The organism is Xanthomonas massiliensis (assembly GCF_900018785.1).
Classification (GTDB): domain Bacteria; phylum Pseudomonadota; class Gammaproteobacteria; order Xanthomonadales; family Xanthomonadaceae; genus Xanthomonas_B; species Xanthomonas_B massiliensis.
Genome location: NZ_FCOY01000007.1, coordinates 671,533 through 687,208 on the forward strand (window position 1 = coordinate 671,533; position 15,676 = coordinate 687,208).

Consider the following 15,676-nt stretch of genomic DNA (forward strand, 5'->3'; position numbering starts at 1 on the left):
ATTCCGAAAAAACAGGGGGAAAATAGTGGAGTCAGGCCGTCGGCACCGGGGCGCGCGACCACACCGGCACCGGGATCGGACCGATCGGCGCGGCGGCGCGCTTCTCGGCCGCGATCAGGCAGGCCGCGCCGAGGGCGGCCGGGCCGCGCGAGCGCGAACCGCCGCCGCGCCAGACCGGCCCCAGGTAGCGCACCTCGTCCACGCAGGTCAGGCCGCTGCGCTGCAGCAGCGTGCGCCAGCCGAACGGCAGGCGCACGACCATCGCGTGGCGGCGCCAGCGCCAGCGGTAGGGACTGACCGGATTGAGCGCGAACAGCCACAGCTTGCCGCCGGGCATCAGCACCCGCTCGCATTCGTCCAGCAGCGCCGCGGCATCCTCGCCGGCCACGTGCTGCAGGACGATCGCCTGCAGGCTCTCGCCCGGCAACGGCAGCGGCAGGTGGCAGCGCAGGTCGCCGTCGTAGCCGCCCTGCGGCGACAGGCGCAGGCGCAGGCCGGTGCCCGGCAGCTCGGGCAGCGCCCCGGGCTGGACCGCCGGGGCCAGCCACAGCCACGGCTGCGCCGGCCGGTTGCCCAGCCGTTCGAGCACCCAGGGACGCTCCTCGCGGAGCAGCCGTTGCGCCGCATCCGTCTCGAACCAGGCTGCGACGCCGGCTTGACGGGAAAACCGGACGGCAGGCATGGTCGGCATTCTATGCGACTGACCGCCCTGCCTGCCTACCAGGACAACTACGTCTGGGCGCTTGCCGCCGCGGACGGGCGCGCCGTCATCGTCGATCCCGGCCAGGCCGCGCCGGTGCTGGCCGCCGCCGCGCAGGGCCTGCGCCCGCAGGCGATCCTGATCACCCACCACCACGAGGACCACATCGCCGGCGTGCCCGAGCTGCAGGCGCGCTGGCCGGGCATCGCGGTGTACGCGCCGGTGGAACCGCGCATCCGCTTCGACTGCCGCCGCGTCGGCGAGGGCGACAGCGTGCAGGTGCTGGACTGGCGCTTCCAGGTGCTGCACGTGCCCGGGCACACCCTGAGCCACCTGGCCTATCATGGCCAGGATCTGCTGTTCTGCGGCGATACCCTGTTCAGCCTGGGGTGTGGGCGCCTGTTCGAAGGTACGCCCGCCCAGATGCTGGCCTCGCTGCAGCGGCTGGCCCGCCTGCCGGGCCGGACCCAGGTGTGCTGCGGTCACGAGTACACCCTTGCCAATGCGGCGTTCGCCCTGAGCGTCGATCCCGACAACGCTGCCTTGCAGCACCGTCAGAAGGAAGCCCTGGCCATGCGTGAAGCTGCCCGTCCTACCTTGCCGGTCGCCCTGTCCAGCGAGTGCGCCACCAACCCGTTCCTGCGCACCGACAGTCCTGCCGTGCGCGCCGCCGTCCACCGCCATGCACCGTCCACCGGCGCGGCGCAGGTGGATATCTTCGCCGCGCTGCGGCACTGGAAGGACGGGTTCGCGGCATGAGGGCCCGCGCGTCGCGGGGCCTCGCCGCCGTCCTTGGCCTGGTGTCGTGCCTGTGCGCCGGCGCGGCCTGCGCCGCGGTGACGCCCTCCGTGGCGGCCACCGGCGTGGCCACCGCCGCGCTGCCGGTCGATCCGGCCTCGGTACCCGAGCCGGGCTTCCGCAACGGCCAGGAGATCTTCGCCGCGTTCCGCGACGGGCTGGCCGAGCCCGGCTGCGATGCGGAGGCCACCAGCGAGCGCTGGCGGCGCCAGTTCTCGCACGCGCCGCGCCGCCTGGCCGACGCCGATGCCGACGTGCTGCCGCTGTTCGGCTATGTCGTCGGCGAGCTGCGCGCGGCCGGCCTGCCCACCGAGTTCGCCCTGATCCCGTTCGTGGAGAGCGGCTACCGGCCCGATGCGCGCAGCAAGAACGGCCCGGCCGGGCTGTGGCAGTTCATCCCCACCACCGCCCGCAACCATGAAGTGCCGATGGAGGCCGGCTACGACGGCCGCCTGTCGGCGGCCGATTCCACCCAGGCGGCGGTGCGCTACCTGCGCTCGCTGCACGGCATGTTCGGCGGCGACTGGCGCCTGGCGGTGATGGCCTACAACGCCGGCGAGTTCCGCCTGCTGCAGTCGCTGCGCCGCTCGGGCATGAACGCCTCCAACGCCAAGCCGCAGGCACTGGCGGGGCTTTCGCCGGTGACCTACCAGTACGTGCAGAAGCTGCATGCGCTGGCCTGCGTGCTCGAGGACGCCGACCGCAGCGGCGAGCTGACCGCCTCGCTGGACCGCCCGGTGCCGGTGCTGGCCACGCACACCCTGTCCGGCCAGCGTTCGCTGCAGGAATGGGCCGCGGTGCGCGACCTGGAACCGGACCGCATCGCCCGCCTCAACCCGGTCCTGGCCGGCGCCGCGCAGCCGAAGGCCGGCCGCCAGGTGCTGGCGCCGGCCGGCGCCCGCGTGGTGGCCGAGGCATCGGCCAGCACCGCCGGCGCCATGGCCGGTGCCGCCTCGCCGATGATCGCCGCCGCCGAGCAGGCCGGCCGCGCCGTCGCCGACGTGGCCAAGATCGGTACCCACACCGTGCGCGAGGGCGAATCGGCATGGGGCATCGCGCGCCGCTACGGCCTGACGGTGCAGGCGCTGCTGAGCGGCAACGGCCTGCGCAGCGGCGCGGTGCTCAAGCCCGGCATGGTGCTGCGCCTGAAGGCGGCCGAGGCGCCCTGACCATCCGCATCGCGTGCGCGGCGTACGGAAGCCGCGCGCGCGTGGCACACTAGCGCGATGGTTCATACAGCGAGAACACCATGGGTTTCCTGCAAGGCAAGCGCGCCCTGATCACCGGCATCGCCAGCGAGCGTTCCATCGCCAGCGGCATCGCCGAAGCCATGCACCGCGAAGGGGCGGAGCTGGCCTTCACCTACCAGAACGAGAAGCTGCGCCCGCGCGTGGAGAAGGCGGCCGCCGAGTTCGGCAGCGACATCGTGCTGCCGCTGGACGTGGCCGACGACGCCCAGATCGAGGCCTGCTTCGCCGAACTGGGCAAGCGCTGGGACCGCCTGGACGTGCTGGTGCACGCCATCGCCTTCGCCCCGCGCGAGGCGCTGGCCGGCGGCTTCCTGGACGGGCTGGACCGCAATGCCTTCAACCTCGCCCAGGACATCTCGGCCTATTCGCTGGCGGCCCTGGCCAAGGCCGCGCGCCCGCTGATGACCGGGCACCCCGCCGCGATCCTGACCCTGAGCTACCTGGGCTCGGTGCGCGCCCTGCCCAACTACAACGTGATGGGCGTGGCCAAGGCCAGCCTGGAGGCCACGGTGCGCTACCTGGCGCTGAACCTCGGTGGCGAAGGCATCCGCGTCAATGCGGTCTCCGCCGGGCCGATCAAGACCCTGGCCGCCTCCGGCATCGGCGGCTTCCGCAAGATCCTCGGGCACGTGGAGCACTACGCCCCGCTGCACCGCACGGTGACCATCGAGGACGTGGGCAACGTCGCCGCGTTCCTGTGCTCGGACCTGGCCGCCGGCGTGACCGGCGAGGTCACCTACGTCGATGCCGGCTACAACATCCTGGGCATGACCGGGCTGGACGCCGAGGGCTGAGCCCCGCCGGGCCGGCGCGCGGGCCGTACCGGCCCGCCTGCGCCGGCACCGCGCTAACCTTGCCGCCTCGTCCACGAGGAGGCACGTCATGAAGATCGCGGTGATGGGCGCCGGCGCGGTGGGCTGTTTCTTCGGCGCGCGCCTGCACCAGGCCGGGCACGAGGTGGTGCTGATCGGCCGCCCGGCGCTGGTCGAGGCGGTGCGCGCCCGCGGGCTGCACCTGCAGATGGCCGGGTTCGACGGCTTCCTGCCGCTGCAGGCCACGACCGACCCGGCCGCGGTGGCCGGGGCCGACGTGGTGCTGTTGTGCGTGAAGTCCGGCGACACCGAGGCCGCCGGCGCGGCCATCGCCCCGCACCTGGCGCCGGGCGCGGCGGTGCTGAGCCTGCAGAACGGCGTGGACAACGCGCCGCGGCTGTCGGCCGTCCTCGGCCGGACCGCGATCCCGGTGGCCGTGTACGTGGCCGCCGGCATGGCCGGGCCCGGCCACGTGGTCCACCACGGCCGCGGCGAACTGGTGCTCGGCCCCACTCCCGACAGCGACCGGATCGCCGCGGCGCTGGAGGCCTCCGGCATTCCCGCCAGCGTCTCGGCCGACGTGGACGCCGCGCTGTGGAGCAAGCTGACCATCAACTGCGTCTACAACGGCCTGTCCGCGCTCACCCAGCTGCCCTACGGCGAGCTGGTGCGCGGCCCCGGTGTGCCGGCGGTGATGCGCGATCTGTACGAGGAGTGCGTGGCGGTGGCCGCGGCCGCCGGGGTGCGGCTGGCACCGGAGCTGTGGGACGCGGTGCAGGACATCGCCCGTTCCATGGCCGGCCAGCACTCCTCCACCGCGCGCGACGTGGCCCGCGGCCACGCCAGCGAGATCGACCACATCAACGGCCACGTGGTGCGCCTGGGCGCGCAGCTGGGCGTGCCGGTGCCGGCCAACCGCACGGTGCACGCGCTGGTCAAGCTGCTCGACCTGAAGGCAGGCGCCGCCGCCTGAGCCCGCTGGCGCGGGCGCGTGCACGCGGGTAGCCTGCCGCCTTCCCTCCCCCGGGTCCGACGCGATGTCCGAACTGAAGTCCCACCAGCTGTCCATGACCGTGCTGATGACGCCGGACATGGCCAACTTCTCCGGCAAGGTGCATGGCGGCGCCATCCTCAAGCTGCTCGACCAGGTCGCCTACGCCTGCGCCAGCCGCTACGCGGCCCGCTACGTGGTGACCCTGTCGGTGGACCAGGTGACGTTCCGCGAACCGATCAACGTGGGCGAACTGGTGACCTTCCTGGCCTCGGTCAACTACACCGGCCACACCTCGATGGAGGTGGGGGTCAAGGTGGTCGCCGAGGACATCCGCAAGCAGAGCGTGCGCCACGCCAACAGCTGCTTCTTCACCATGGTGGCGGTGGACGACGACGGCCGGCCCACGCCGGTACCGCCGCTGCAGGCGCACACCCCCGACGAGAAGCGCCGCCAGGCCGCCGCGCAGATCCGGCGCACCCTGCGCCAGGAGATGGAGCGCCACCAGCTCGCCCTGCTGGCCTCCACCCCGGGCGCGCGCGACAACGACGACGACAGCGGCGGGGACTGAGGCCGCGGCCGCAACGCCGCCGGCCTTGCCGCGCGCGCAACGTCCGTCCCGCTACAGTCGCCCGCCTCCCCGCACGAAGGATCCCCCATGCCCGCCATCCCGCAGATCGCCCTCAACGACGGCCACGCCATCCCCCAGTTCGGCCTGGGCGTGTTCCTCACTCCGCCGGCGGAGACCGCCGCGGCGGTGGCCACCGCGCTCGAGCTGGGCTACCGCCACATCGACACCGCGGCGATCTACCACAACGAGGACGGGGTGGGCGAGGCGGTGCGTGCCTCCGGCCTGGCGCGCGGGTCGCTGTTCCTGACCACCAAGCTGTGGAATGCGGACCAGGGCCACGACAGCGCGCTGGCCGCGCTCGACGCCAGCCTGGCGCGGCTGGGCACCGACTACGTGGACCTCTACCTGATCCACTGGCCGTGTCCCGCGCAGGACCGCTTCGTGGAGACCTGGCAGGCGCTGATCGAGGCCCGTGCGCAGGGCAAGGCCCGCTCGATCGGCGTGTCCAACTTCCGCATCGAGGACCTGGAACGCCTGGTCCAGGCCACCGGCGTGGTGCCGGCGGTCAACCAGATCGAACTGCATCCGCGCCTGCAGCAGGGCGAACTGCGCGCCTGGCACGCCGCGCACGGCATCGTCACCGAGTCGTGGAGCCCGCTGGCGCGCGGCAACGACCTGCTCGGCAAGCCGCTGCTGGCCGCCATCGCCGCCCGCCACGGCAAGACCGTGGCGCAGGTGATCCTGCGCTGGCACATCCAGCTCGGGCTGGTGGTGTTCCCCAAGTCGGTCCATGCCGGGCGCCTGGCCGAGAACCTGGACATCTTCGACTTCGCCCTGTCCGCCGAGGACATGGCCGCCATCGCCACGCTCGACGCCGGCGCGCGCATCGGCCCGGACCCGGCCACCTTCGACTGACCCCGGCGCTCAGGGCGCGGTGCCGTCCTGCGCGGTGCCGTCCTGCCCGGTGGCGGCCAGCTCCTCGTGCAGGATGCGGCGGATCTCCAGGATCGCCTGCGGCGTCTCCTGCACGCTGTGCCAGGAGGTGATCACCTTCTCCGACTCGGCCCCGGGCATGTGCGCGCTGGCGTACGGCACCAGGCCGTCGTTGGACTCGGCCAGCGCCACCTTGGGATCGCGCCGGGCGATGATGGTGTTGTAGCGCACGCGCGGGGAGAGCGGCAGGTCGGCCGCGGCACGGATGAAGGGGTCGGTGTCGCGCAGGTTGTCGATGCTGGTCGGCAGCGTCGGCGGCTTGCCATCCTCCTGGCGGCCGCCGGCCAGGTCCTGCAGCGCGTCGCCGAAGCCCTCGAGCACGGTCAGCGGCAGCCGCACCAGGCGCCCGACCAGCCGTCCCAGCCAACCGCCGGCCATCGGCGTGCCGCGCTGCGGGGCGGCGATGAACACCGCGCGGTCCACCTGCGGCAACGGCTGGAACCGCAGCAGCGGCTGCAGCCGCGCGCGCTCGGCGCTGCCGGGGCGGCGGTCGGCCATGAAGCGGTCCCACAGCGCATCGCCCGAGGAGGACACCAGCAGGCGGCCGATCACCCCGCCCATGCTGTGGCCGACCAGCACCATGCGCGAGGATGCCGGCGCGTTCCCTGAAGGGTCGAAGTGCCGCAGCGTGCGCTCGACCAGGTCCTGGATCTGCTCGCGGTTCCAGGCGATGGGCATGTTGGTCGGGTAGTAGACCTGCCAGATCTGGTAGTGCTGGCGCAGGACCTCGTCGCCCATGATCTCGTTGGCGACGTTGACCCACGCCTCCGGGCTGGAGGCCAGCCCGTGCAGCATCAGGATGATGCGGCGCTGCGGATCGAACGGCTGCATCAGGTACAGGTGCGGGCGGTCGATGCCGTGCTCGCGGCCGAGCATCGAGCGCAGCGACTGCGAGGCGAAGCCGGACTCGGCCAGCCACAGGCCGTAGGGCGCGGTGAAGTTGGCCGCCAGCGGCACGCGCTGGCCGTGCAGGGTCACCGCGTCGTGGCGGTACGGGTCGAACGGCTGCACCTGCACCTCGCGGGTGGCCAGCACCTGCTGCTGGGTGCTGCCGTCGAACTGCAGCAGCAGCGTGGCCGGGGCGAACGGCACCTCGCTGAAGTCCGGCCCCTCGCGCCGCAGCGGCGGGCCCGCAGGCGCGGCCTGGGTGGCCAGTGCCGCCGGATCGCCGAGCGCGTCGGCCGGGACCTCGGCCACCAGCTCGGCGCCGAAGCCGTCGCGCCAGTAGGTGCTGCGCAGGCCGTCGAAGCGCAGCGACGGCGCGGCGACCAGCGCCTTGAGGCGGTTGCCGCCGCCGGGCAGGCGGTAGCCGGCCATGTCGGTGTGCAACCGCCACGGCCCGCTCTCGAGGGTGGCCAGCGTGTCCACCGGGGTGCCCTGGTGGCGCGCGTACAGGTCCGACACCACCTCCAGCACCGCGTAGTTGTAGTAGTCGCGCACCTGGCCCTGGCGGGTCTCGAAGGCGCGTTCGCCGGAACTGCGGCCGGTGAAGAACAGGTAGGCGTAGGCGTGGCGCGCCGTCTCCAGCCAGGCATCGACGATGGCGTCCTGCTGGCCGCCGCCGCGCGCGCCGGCGAGCGCGAGCGCATGCGCGGTCCACAGCTCGGCCTGGGTGGACAGGCGCCGCTCCTCGTCCAGCCCTTCCATGCCATCGAGCTGGCGCGAGCAGGCCGGCACCTCCTTCAGGCACGGATCGGGCTCGACGCCGGCCACCTGCAGCGCCTCGCGACTGGCCACACTGAGCTTGCCGGTGCTGAGCAGGTCGTCGCGGGTCAGCGCGATGTAGTCGGCCGGCCCGCGCGACTGCACCTTGACCATCGCGCAGCCACCCAGCGCCAGCGCCACGAGCAGGCGCGCCAGGCCGCGACGGCATGCGGCCGCGCTCACGGGTGCACCCGCGGGTCTTCGCCCGGCATGCCGACGCGGATGCGCCGGGAGAAGTCCGGCGCGTCGCCGGCGGCGCGGGCACGAGCGGTGACGTGACCGCCCGCCTCGAGCGTGGCGAAGTCGTAGCCGGGCATCAGCCCGCCATGGTCGTAGGCGTACTGCGCCGCGTAGCCGGACAGCAGCAGGCGCCAGTCCAGCGGCAGGCCGGGGTCGATCTGGCGCGCCACCTCGTAGACGATGGTGGTGCAGTTGCTGGTCAGGGTGTTGTAGAAGCGCGGCGCGCGATCCAGCGCCTGCGCGCGGGCGACGTAGCCCAGGAACATCTCGCGCAGGCCGGCCGGCGGGATGGCGAGCCGGTACAGGTACATGTCCTCGCCGCGCACGTTGGTGCGCACGCGCAGGATGTCGCGCTCGTCGGCGGCCACCAGGGTCTCCTCGAACTTGCGGAAGAACCCGCCCAGCGCCGAGAACTGTTCGCCGCGCTCCTTGCGGATCTCCAGCGAGAACACCACCCGCGAGCCGTCGTCGAAGCCGAAGGACACCAGGGTGTGGGCGATGGCCGGGCCCATCCAGTACGACAGCGCCAGGTCGGCACTGGCCAGGTGGTCCAGGTCGTACTCGCGCGTCTCCCAGCGCACGTCGTAGTCGCTGTCGCTGCGCCAGGTGAAGTCGCGCACGTTGTGCAGCACCACGCGCGAGCCGGACACCTGCGGCTGCAGGCGCTGGGCGACGTCGTCGGACCAGTCGCGGTCCTGCTGCGGCTGCATCGACCACCAGCCGGCCAGCAGGCCGGCGAAGCCCAGCGCGAAGATCGCCGGCAGCGCCCAGTTCTCGCGGCGCCGCCGCAGCCCCCACAGCGCCGTCGCGCCCATGCCCGCCCAGACCAGGATGAAGGCCCAGCGCACCAGGGCCGGCGCGCGCAGCACGTAGTACATGCTCATCACGCCCCAGGCGCAGGCCAGCACCACCGCGGTGCGCAGGCCGCCGCGGCCGAGTGCCGCCCAGCTCGGCCTCACGCCGCCGGCCTCGGCGCGGCCGGGGCGAAGCCCAGTGCCTGCTGCACCAGCCCCGCGCAGCGCCGCGCCAGGCGCCGGCGCTCGGCCTCGTCCTGGCCGCGCAGGCAGCTGCCGAGCATGTCCAGTACCAGCAGCACCTGTTCCTCGTCGATGCCGGGCCGGCACAGGCCGGTGCCGGCGGCACGCCGCACCAGCGGCATCAGGATCTCCAGCACGCGCCGGTCGGCATGGGCGACGAACGGATGCGAGCGCGGCATGGCCCGCCACAGGTCGGCCATCGCCGCCGAGCAGGCGACATGGTCGGCCAGGTCCTCCAGCACGATGGCCAGCCCGTCGGCGCGGTCGCCGATGTCGGCCACCAGCCGTTCCAGCGCGTCCAGGCCGCGTTCGAACAGCGCGGTGACCAGGGCGATGCGGTCGGGGAAGTTGCGGTAGAGGGTGGCCCGGCCGACGCCGGAGCGCTCCACCACCAGCTCCAGCGGCACGTTGACGCCGCATTCGCTGAACACCTCGTCGGCGGCATCGAGGATCTGCCGGCGGCGCTGGGCGGCATCGGTACGCAGGGGGCTCACGTTCATGGGGGCGCATTCTCGGACAGGATTGTCCACTTGCGCCAGCGCCGCGCCATGTGCCTGGGCTCAGCCGGTGTTCTGCAGCCCCTGCGAGACGCCGTTGACGCAGGCCACCAGCGCGCGCAGCAGTGCCTCGTCCTCGCGCCCGGACTGGCGCCAGCGGCGCAGCAGGTCCACCTGCATCACGCTCATCGGGTCGATGTAGGGATTGCGCAGGCGGATCGACTGGCGCAGGCGCGGATCGTGCTGCAGCAGCGACCGGTCGTGGCCGGTGAGCGACTTGATCCAGTGCTTGGTCAGGGCCAGCTCGCGCCGGATCTGCGGGAAGAAGCGCGCATGCAGCGGGCCGGCCAGGCGCGAGAACAGCTCGGCGATGGCCAGGTCGCCCTTGGAGAGCATCATCGCCAGGTCGTCCAGGAAGGTGCGGAAGAACGGCCAGTCCTCGGCCATCTCGCGCAGCGTGGCCTCGTGGCCGGCATCCACCGCCGCCTGCACCCCGCTGCCGAAGCCGTACCAGCCCGGCACCACCGCGCGCGCCTGGCTCCAGGCGAACACCCACGGGATCGCGCGCAGGTTGGACAGCGCAGCATCCTCGCCGAGCCGGCGCGAGGGCCGTGAGCCCAGGGTCATGCGCTCGATCACGTCGATCGGCGTGGCCTGGCGGAAGTAGGCCATGAAGTCCGGCTGGCCGACGAAGGCGCGGTAGGCCTGCGAACTGGCCTGCGCCACCTCCTGCATCGCCGGCCGCCATGCGTCCTCGCGCGGCTCGGCCGGACGCGGGCGGATGCTGGCGTGCATGACCGCGCCCAGGGTCTGCTCCAGCGAGCGCAGCGCCAGCGCGCGGATGCCGTACTTGCGGTGGATCACCTCGCCCTGCTCGGTCGCGCGCAGGCGCCCGTCGATGCTGCCGCGCGGCGCCGCCTCCACCGCGCGCGTGGTCTTGCCGCCGCCGCGCACGATCGAGCCGCCGCGGCCGTGGAAGAAGGTCAGGCGGATGCCGAGTTCCTGCGCCGCCGCCACCAGTTCCACCTGGGCGCGCTGCAGGCCCCAGCGCGAGGCGACGATGCCGCCGTCCTTGCCGCTGTCGGAATAGCCCAGCATCACCATCTGCACGCTGTCGCGCGCGGCCAGGTGGGCGCGGTACACCGGGTCGGCGAGCAGGTCGTGCAGCACCCCGGTGCCGTGGCCCAGGTCCTCGATGGTCTCAAACAGCGGCGCGATGTCCAGCGGCACCGCACCGTGTTCGTCCACCAGCCCGCCGCGGCGGGCCAGCGCCAGCACGGTGAGCACGTCGGCCCGGTCGTGGGCCATGGAGATGATGTAGCTGCCCAGCGCGCCGGCACCGTGGCGGCGGCGCGCGTCGGCCAGCGCGGCGAACACCGCGTCCAGGCGCGCGTTGCCGGCATCGGCCGCGCCCGGCAGCGCGCGCTCGCCGGATGCGTAGGGCTGCAGGCGCGCGGCGCGCGCCGCCGTATCCAGCGCATCCCAGTCCGGCACGCCCAGCGCTTCGGCCACGGCGCGGGCATGCACGCCCGACTCCTGGCGCACGTCCAGCCGCGCCAGGTGGAAGCCGAAGGTGCGCACCCGCCAGTCGAGCCGGCGCACCGCGAACAGGCCGGCGTTGGCGCCGCGGTGCGCAGCCAGGCTGCGCATGACCAGGGCGATGTCGGCCTCGAATTCCTCCGGCCCGGCGTAGGCCCCGGGGGCATCGTCCAGGGTGGCGCGCAGGCGCGCGCGCATCAGGTCGTTGAGCAGGCGGTAGGGCATGTCGGCATGGCGCGGGCGCGAGCGTGCCGCGGCCTCGGGCAGCAGTGCCCGGTAGCGTTCCACCTGCGCCAGCACCTCCGCGCCCACCTCCACCAGCGAGGTGGACTGGCTGAGCAGGCTGGCCAGCTGCCACAGCTCGTCCAGGTACAGGCCGAGGATGGCGGCGCGCTGGGAGTCCAGGGTGGCGGTGATCGTGGCCGCGTCCACGTTGGGATTGCCGTCCATGTCCCCGCCCACCCAGGTACCGAAGCGCAGCAGCCGCGGCAGCACCGGCGCGCGGCCGTAGCTGCGCACGATGGCGTGCTCCAGGCTCTCGTACAGCGCCGGCACGATGCGGTAGAGCACCCGGGTCAGGTAGAACCCCACGTGCTCGCGCTCGTCGGCCACGGTCGGGCGCACCGGCGAGGAATCGGCGGTCTGCCAGGCCGCGGTCATCGCCATGCGGAAGCGCGCGGCGTCCACCTCGCGCTCGTGCGGGGTGCGCTGGCCGTCCAGGTCGTCCACCAGCGCGGCGACCATCAGCTGCTCCTTCTCCAATAGCGCGCGCCGCACCGCCTCGGTCGGGTGAGCGGTGAACACCGGCTCGATGTCGATGCGTCCCAGCCAGTCGGCCAGCTCGGACAGCGCCACGCCTTCCCCGTGCAGGCGCTGCACCACGTCCTCCAGCCCTTCCGGCTGCGGCCGGCCGGTGGCCGCGCGCTGGTAGTCGCGGCGGCGGCGGATGCGGTGCACGCGCTCGGCGATGTTGACCACCTGGAAGTAGGCGCTGAACGCGCGCACCAGCGCCTCGGCATGGCGCGGCTCCAGCCCGTCCAGCAGGCCGGCCAGCGATTCCGGCGGGGCGTCGCTCTCGCGGCGGGCGATGGCGGCGGTGCGGATGCGCTCGACCTCGCCCAGGAATTCCGGCGAGACCTGCTCGGCCAGCATCTCGCCGACCAGCGCGCCGAGGCGGCGCACGTCGTCGCGCAGGGGCAGGTCGGGCGCGGCAAAGACCAGGCTGCTGCGGGCTTGATTCATCGGATCCCCCGGATGGCTGATGGTCCAAGCCTAGCCGAAGGCCGCGCGCCGCGGCCCGGCGCTTGCAGGCGCAACCATCCCGGCCCGGCCCTACGGGCGCCGGCCCCAGCCGATATAATCGCCGGCCTGTGCCGAGGGGCGCTGCGACCGTGGAGGCGGATGCCCGCCGGACCGCCCAGGCGGCCCACCCGGCCAGGCTCGGCACGGGCCTCCACGAACAACGGCGCCCGGCAGATGCGAGCCACGCTCGCCCTTGACCGGAGACATGCGCATGAATGCTGCAACCAAGACCTTTTCCGTCGGCCAGGACTACAAGGTCGCCGACATCACCCTGGCCGACTGGGGTCGCAAGGAGCTGGACATCGCCGAGCACGAGATGCCCGGGCTGATGTCGATCCGCCGCAAGTACGCCGCCGAACTGCCGCTCGCCGGCGTGCGCGTGACCGGCTCGCTGCACATGACCATCCAGACCGCGGTGCTGATCGAGACCCTCAAGGACATCGGCGCCGACGTGCGCTGGGCCTCGTGCAACATCTTCTCCACCCAGGACCAGGCCGCCGCCGCCATCGCCGCCACCGGCACCCCGGTGTTCGCCTGGAAGGGCGAGACGCTGGAGGAATACTGGGACTGCACGCTGGACGCGCTGACCTTCACCGCGGCCGACGGCACCCTGCTCGGCCCGCAGCTGGTGGTCGACGACGGCGGCGACGTCACCTTGCTGATCCACAAGGGCTACGAGCTGGAGCACGGCTCGACCTGGGTGGACGAGCCGGCCGCCTCGCACGAGGAGCAGGTGATCAAGAACCTGCTCAAGCGCGTGGCCGGCGAGCGCCCCGGCTACTGGAGCCGCGTGGTCGCCGACTGGAAGGGGGTGTCCGAGGAGACCACCACCGGCGTGCACCGCCTGTACCAGCTGGCCGAGCAGGGCAAGCTGCTGGTGCCGGCGATCAACGTCAACGACTCGGTCACCAAGAGCAAGTTCGACAATCTCTACGGCTGCCGCGAATCGCTGGCCGACGGCCTCAAGCGGGCGATGGACGTGATGCTGGCCGGCAAGGTCGCCGTGGTCTGCGGCTACGGCGACGTCGGCAAGGGCTGCGCCGCCAGCCTGCGCGCCTACGGCGCCCGCGTGATCGTCACCGAGATCGACCCGATCTGCGCGCTGCAGGCGGCGATGGAGGGCTACGAGGTCGCCACCGTCGAGGACTCGCTGGGCCAGGCCGACATCTACGTCACCACCACCGGCAACCGCGACATCATCCGCATCGAGCACCTGACCGCGATGAAGGACCAGGCCATCGTCTGCAACATCGGCCACTTCGACAACGAGATCCAGGTCGACGCGCTCAATGCCCTGGCCGGCGTGCGCAAGATCAACATCAAGCCGCAGGTGGACAAGTACGTCTTCCCGAACGGCAATGCCCTGTTCCTGCTGGCCGAGGGCCGGCTGGTCAACCTGGGCTGCGCCACCGGCCACCCCAGCTTCGTGATGTCCAACTCGTTCTCCAACCAGACCCTGGCGCAGATCGACCTGTGGGCCAACAAGGACCTGTACGAGCAGAAGGTCTACCGCCTGCCCAAGAAGCTGGACGAGGAAGTGGCGCGCCTGCACCTGGAGAAGATCGGGGTGAAGCTGACCACCCTGACCCAGGCCCAGGCCGACTACATCGGCGTGCCGGTGGACGGCCCGTTCAAGCCGGAGCACTACCGCTACTGAGCCGCGGGAGGACCAACGCGACTCGACGGAACGGGCGCCGCACGGCGCCCGTTCCATTTCCAGCCCCGCATGTTTCCAGGCGCAGCGCTCGCCGGGCATCGACGCCGCCTACTGCGCCACTGCCGCCATTGCCGGCGCAGCGCATCCATGCCGATGGCAGATGCAACCGCGGGCCGCCGGCGCGCAGCCACGCGGGGAAATCCCCGCACGAAGCGGCGAACCCTCGTGCGATGTCCCCGGATAGCCGCGGATCGCTGCTAGGCTCTTGCAGGACGTCGCCCCACGCGTTGTACCTGCGCAATGGAACCGCGCCTCGTCGCTGGCGCCCGGCACGAGCCTGCCCGGCCGGGGTGAACGCCACGCCGGCCTGTCGGCCGCCGCCTTGTTGCGTTCGCACCGCACCTGCCACAGGCAGCCGCGCCGCATCCTGCACCAGCACGGGATGCCCGCGCGCCGGCAGCATGCCCAGGTCCGCGGGCGCGGCCCGGATTCCCGGGCCTTCGGGAATAATGTCCCGTCCCGCGCAAGCGCCCCCGCACGAAGCCTGCCCATGAAGCTCTACGTCTACGAACACTGCCCGTTCTGCTGCCGCACCCTGCTGATCCGCGGCCTGAAGCAACTGGACATCCCGGTCGAGGTGATCATGGAGGGCGATGCCGACACGCCCACGCGGCTGGTCGGCAAGAAGGTGGTGCCGATCCTGCAAAAGGCCGACGGCAGCCACATGGCCGAGAGCATGGACATCGTCCACTACCTGGACGCAGCGTTCCTGCCCAAGGCGATCACCGCCGCCGCGGTGCCGGCGATCGACGACTGGGCCGGGCGCGCGTTCAAGCCGGCCATCACCCTGGCGGTGCCGCGCTTCACCCGCGGCGATTTCGCCGAACTGGCCACGCCGCAGGCACGCGCGGCCTACACCGAGCGCGAGACCCGCGCCTTCGGCGACCTGCAGGCGCTGCTGGACAGCACCGGCGAACAGGTCGCCGCGCTGCAGCCGCTGCTGGACGAACTGGAAGGCATCGTCCCGCCGCCCGGCGACGCGATCGGCGAGAGCGACTTCCGGCTGTTCCCGATCCTGCGCTCGCTGAGCATCGTCAGGGCGGTGCGGCTGGGGCCGAAGGCACAGGCCTGGTACGACGCCCTGCACCGGGCCAGCGGCGTGGCCGACTTCGGCGACCAGGCGCGCTGATCCGGCGCGCCTGCAGGCTCCTCGGCGAGCCGCCTTCGCCGACGTACGCGAGACTCGGGCGAGGCGTCCTGGTTGCCGCCACGCCCCGCTTCTCCCCAGGAAGTCGATCGGCGTGCGCACCTGCACCGGCAGGGCCAAGCCCCTGTCCGGCCTTGGGAGGCGGTCATGCCTCGCGTATTCCGTCTCGGCGTCGCAGCCGGTCGTGGCCGGCCGGTGCCACCCTCGCCCCGCAGGTCATCGGCGTCAGCAATACTTCCCGTCCGCCACCGGCATGGGCAGACCGCCGCGCAGCGCCGCTGCCGAATCTGCTGCAAAGGAAGAATCGGCACCCGCAAGCCCACTGCCACCCATCCCGAACGAAGCCAATAATGCACGGGCACGGCTGTCCGCTTCCGA

General features: G+C 72.6%; 13 protein-coding genes and 1 riboswitch. Of the genes, 8 read left to right on the top strand and 5 right to left on the bottom strand.

Annotation, left to right across the window (positions count from 1 at the left end; all coding sequences use genetic code 11):
• Positions 1-31: 31 nt before the first annotated feature.
• Entirely contained in the window at positions 32-682 is a 651-nt protein-coding gene (locus tag BN3794_RS13145; protein WP_066097919.1) for a class I SAM-dependent methyltransferase, read from the bottom strand.
• Between the two features lie 12 nt (positions 683-694).
• Between BN3794_RS13145 and gloB the strand changes: the two genes are divergently transcribed.
• The 6 genes from gloB to BN3794_RS13175 all read left to right on the top strand — a co-directional run bounded on the left by gloB (position 695) and on the right by BN3794_RS13175 (position 6,037).
• Positions 695-1,459 (top strand): hydroxyacylglutathione hydrolase, encoded by a 765-nt coding sequence (gloB, locus tag BN3794_RS13150; protein WP_066097921.1) that lies wholly within the window; start codon positions 695-697, stop codon positions 1,457-1,459.
• Positions 1,456-2,667, top strand: coding sequence for a lytic transglycosylase domain-containing protein (locus BN3794_RS13155; RefSeq protein WP_066097922.1), 1,212 nt, complete (start codon positions 1,456-1,458; stop codon positions 2,665-2,667). The genes gloB and BN3794_RS13155 overlap by 4 nt, the downstream gene beginning before the upstream one ends.
• Positions 2,668-2,747: 80 nt before the next feature.
• Positions 2,748-3,542 (top strand): enoyl-ACP reductase FabI, encoded by a 795-nt coding sequence (locus BN3794_RS13160; RefSeq protein WP_066097924.1) that lies wholly within the window; start codon positions 2,748-2,750, stop codon positions 3,540-3,542.
• 88 nt (positions 3,543-3,630) lie between these two features.
• The gene (locus BN3794_RS13165; protein ID WP_066097926.1) at positions 3,631-4,533 is read left to right on the top strand and encodes a ketopantoate reductase family protein; all 903 of its coding nucleotides are present in this window, start codon (positions 3,631-3,633) and stop codon (positions 4,531-4,533) included.
• Between the two features lie 64 nt (positions 4,534-4,597).
• On the top strand, positions 4,598-5,122 hold the full coding sequence (locus BN3794_RS13170) for an acyl-CoA thioesterase (protein WP_066097927.1): 525 nt from the start codon (positions 4,598-4,600) through the stop codon (positions 5,120-5,122).
• Positions 5,123-5,209: 87 nt separating this feature from the next.
• Positions 5,210-6,037, top strand: a complete 828-nt coding sequence (locus BN3794_RS13175) for an aldo/keto reductase (RefSeq protein WP_066097929.1) — start codon at positions 5,210-5,212, stop codon at positions 6,035-6,037.
• A gap of 9 nt (positions 6,038-6,046) precedes the next feature.
• Here BN3794_RS13175 and BN3794_RS13180 read toward each other — a convergent pair whose 3' ends face one another.
• From BN3794_RS13180 to ppc, 4 genes are all read right to left on the bottom strand, one after another.
• Entirely contained in the window at positions 6,047-7,933 is a 1,887-nt protein-coding gene (locus BN3794_RS13180; RefSeq protein WP_236493288.1) for an esterase/lipase family protein, read from the bottom strand.
• 65 nt (positions 7,934-7,998) lie between these two features.
• Positions 7,999-8,943 (bottom strand): Lnb N-terminal periplasmic domain-containing protein, encoded by a 945-nt coding sequence (locus BN3794_RS13185; protein WP_425476726.1) that lies wholly within the window; start codon positions 8,941-8,943, stop codon positions 7,999-8,001.
• A gap of 71 nt (positions 8,944-9,014) precedes the next feature.
• On the bottom strand, positions 9,015-9,590 hold the full coding sequence (locus tag BN3794_RS13190; protein WP_425476727.1) for a TetR/AcrR family transcriptional regulator: 576 nt from the start codon (positions 9,588-9,590) through the stop codon (positions 9,015-9,017).
• Between the two features lie 66 nt (positions 9,591-9,656).
• On the bottom strand, positions 9,657-12,374 hold the full coding sequence (gene ppc / locus BN3794_RS13195; protein WP_066097937.1) for a phosphoenolpyruvate carboxylase: 2,718 nt from the start codon (positions 12,372-12,374) through the stop codon (positions 9,657-9,659).
• Between the two features lie 127 nt (positions 12,375-12,501).
• Positions 12,502-12,610: riboswitch (S-adenosyl-L-homocysteine riboswitch) on the top strand.
• 35 nt (positions 12,611-12,645) lie between these two features.
• Between ppc and ahcY the strand changes: the two genes are divergently transcribed.
• Both ahcY and grxB read left to right on the top strand, forming a co-directional pair.
• A complete protein-coding gene (ahcY, locus tag BN3794_RS13200; protein ID WP_066098892.1) occupies positions 12,646-14,091 on the top strand; it encodes an adenosylhomocysteinase in 1,446 nt (481 codons plus the stop codon).
• A 550-nt stretch (positions 14,092-14,641) separates the two neighbouring features.
• On the top strand, positions 14,642-15,280 hold the full coding sequence (gene grxB, locus BN3794_RS13205; RefSeq protein WP_066097939.1) for a glutaredoxin 2: 639 nt from the start codon (positions 14,642-14,644) through the stop codon (positions 15,278-15,280).
• The last annotated feature ends 396 nt before the right edge of the window (positions 15,281-15,676 follow it).

Excerpts from the sequence above, each read along its gene's own strand:
- BN3794_RS13155 (WP_066097922.1), top strand. The coding sequence starts at position 1,456 with ATGAGGGCCCGCGCGTCGCGGGGCCTCGCCGCCGTCCTTGGCCTGGTG.
- gloB (WP_066097921.1), top strand. The coding sequence starts at position 695 with ATGCGACTGACCGCCCTGCCTGCCTACCAGGACAACTACGTCTGGGCG.
- BN3794_RS13180 (WP_236493288.1), bottom strand. The coding sequence starts at position 7,933 with ATGGTCAAGGTGCAGTCGCGCGGGCCGGCCGACTACATCGCGCTGACC.
- ppc (WP_066097937.1), bottom strand. The coding sequence starts at position 12,374 with ATGAATCAAGCCCGCAGCAGCCTGGTCTTTGCCGCGCCCGACCTGCCC.
- BN3794_RS13170 (WP_066097927.1), top strand. The coding sequence starts at position 4,598 with ATGTCCGAACTGAAGTCCCACCAGCTGTCCATGACCGTGCTGATGACG.
- BN3794_RS13175 (WP_066097929.1), top strand. The coding sequence starts at position 5,210 with ATGCCCGCCATCCCGCAGATCGCCCTCAACGACGGCCACGCCATCCCC.
- BN3794_RS13160 (WP_066097924.1), top strand. The coding sequence starts at position 2,748 with ATGGGTTTCCTGCAAGGCAAGCGCGCCCTGATCACCGGCATCGCCAGC.
- BN3794_RS13145 (WP_066097919.1), bottom strand. The coding sequence starts at position 682 with ATGCCTGCCGTCCGGTTTTCCCGTCAAGCCGGCGTCGCAGCCTGGTTC.
- BN3794_RS13185 (WP_425476726.1), bottom strand. The coding sequence starts at position 8,943 with ATGAGCATGTACTACGTGCTGCGCGCGCCGGCCCTGGTGCGCTGGGCC.
- grxB (WP_066097939.1), top strand. The coding sequence starts at position 14,642 with ATGAAGCTCTACGTCTACGAACACTGCCCGTTCTGCTGCCGCACCCTG.
- BN3794_RS13165 (WP_066097926.1), top strand. The coding sequence starts at position 3,631 with ATGAAGATCGCGGTGATGGGCGCCGGCGCGGTGGGCTGTTTCTTCGGC.
- ahcY (WP_066098892.1), top strand. The coding sequence starts at position 12,646 with ATGAATGCTGCAACCAAGACCTTTTCCGTCGGCCAGGACTACAAGGTC.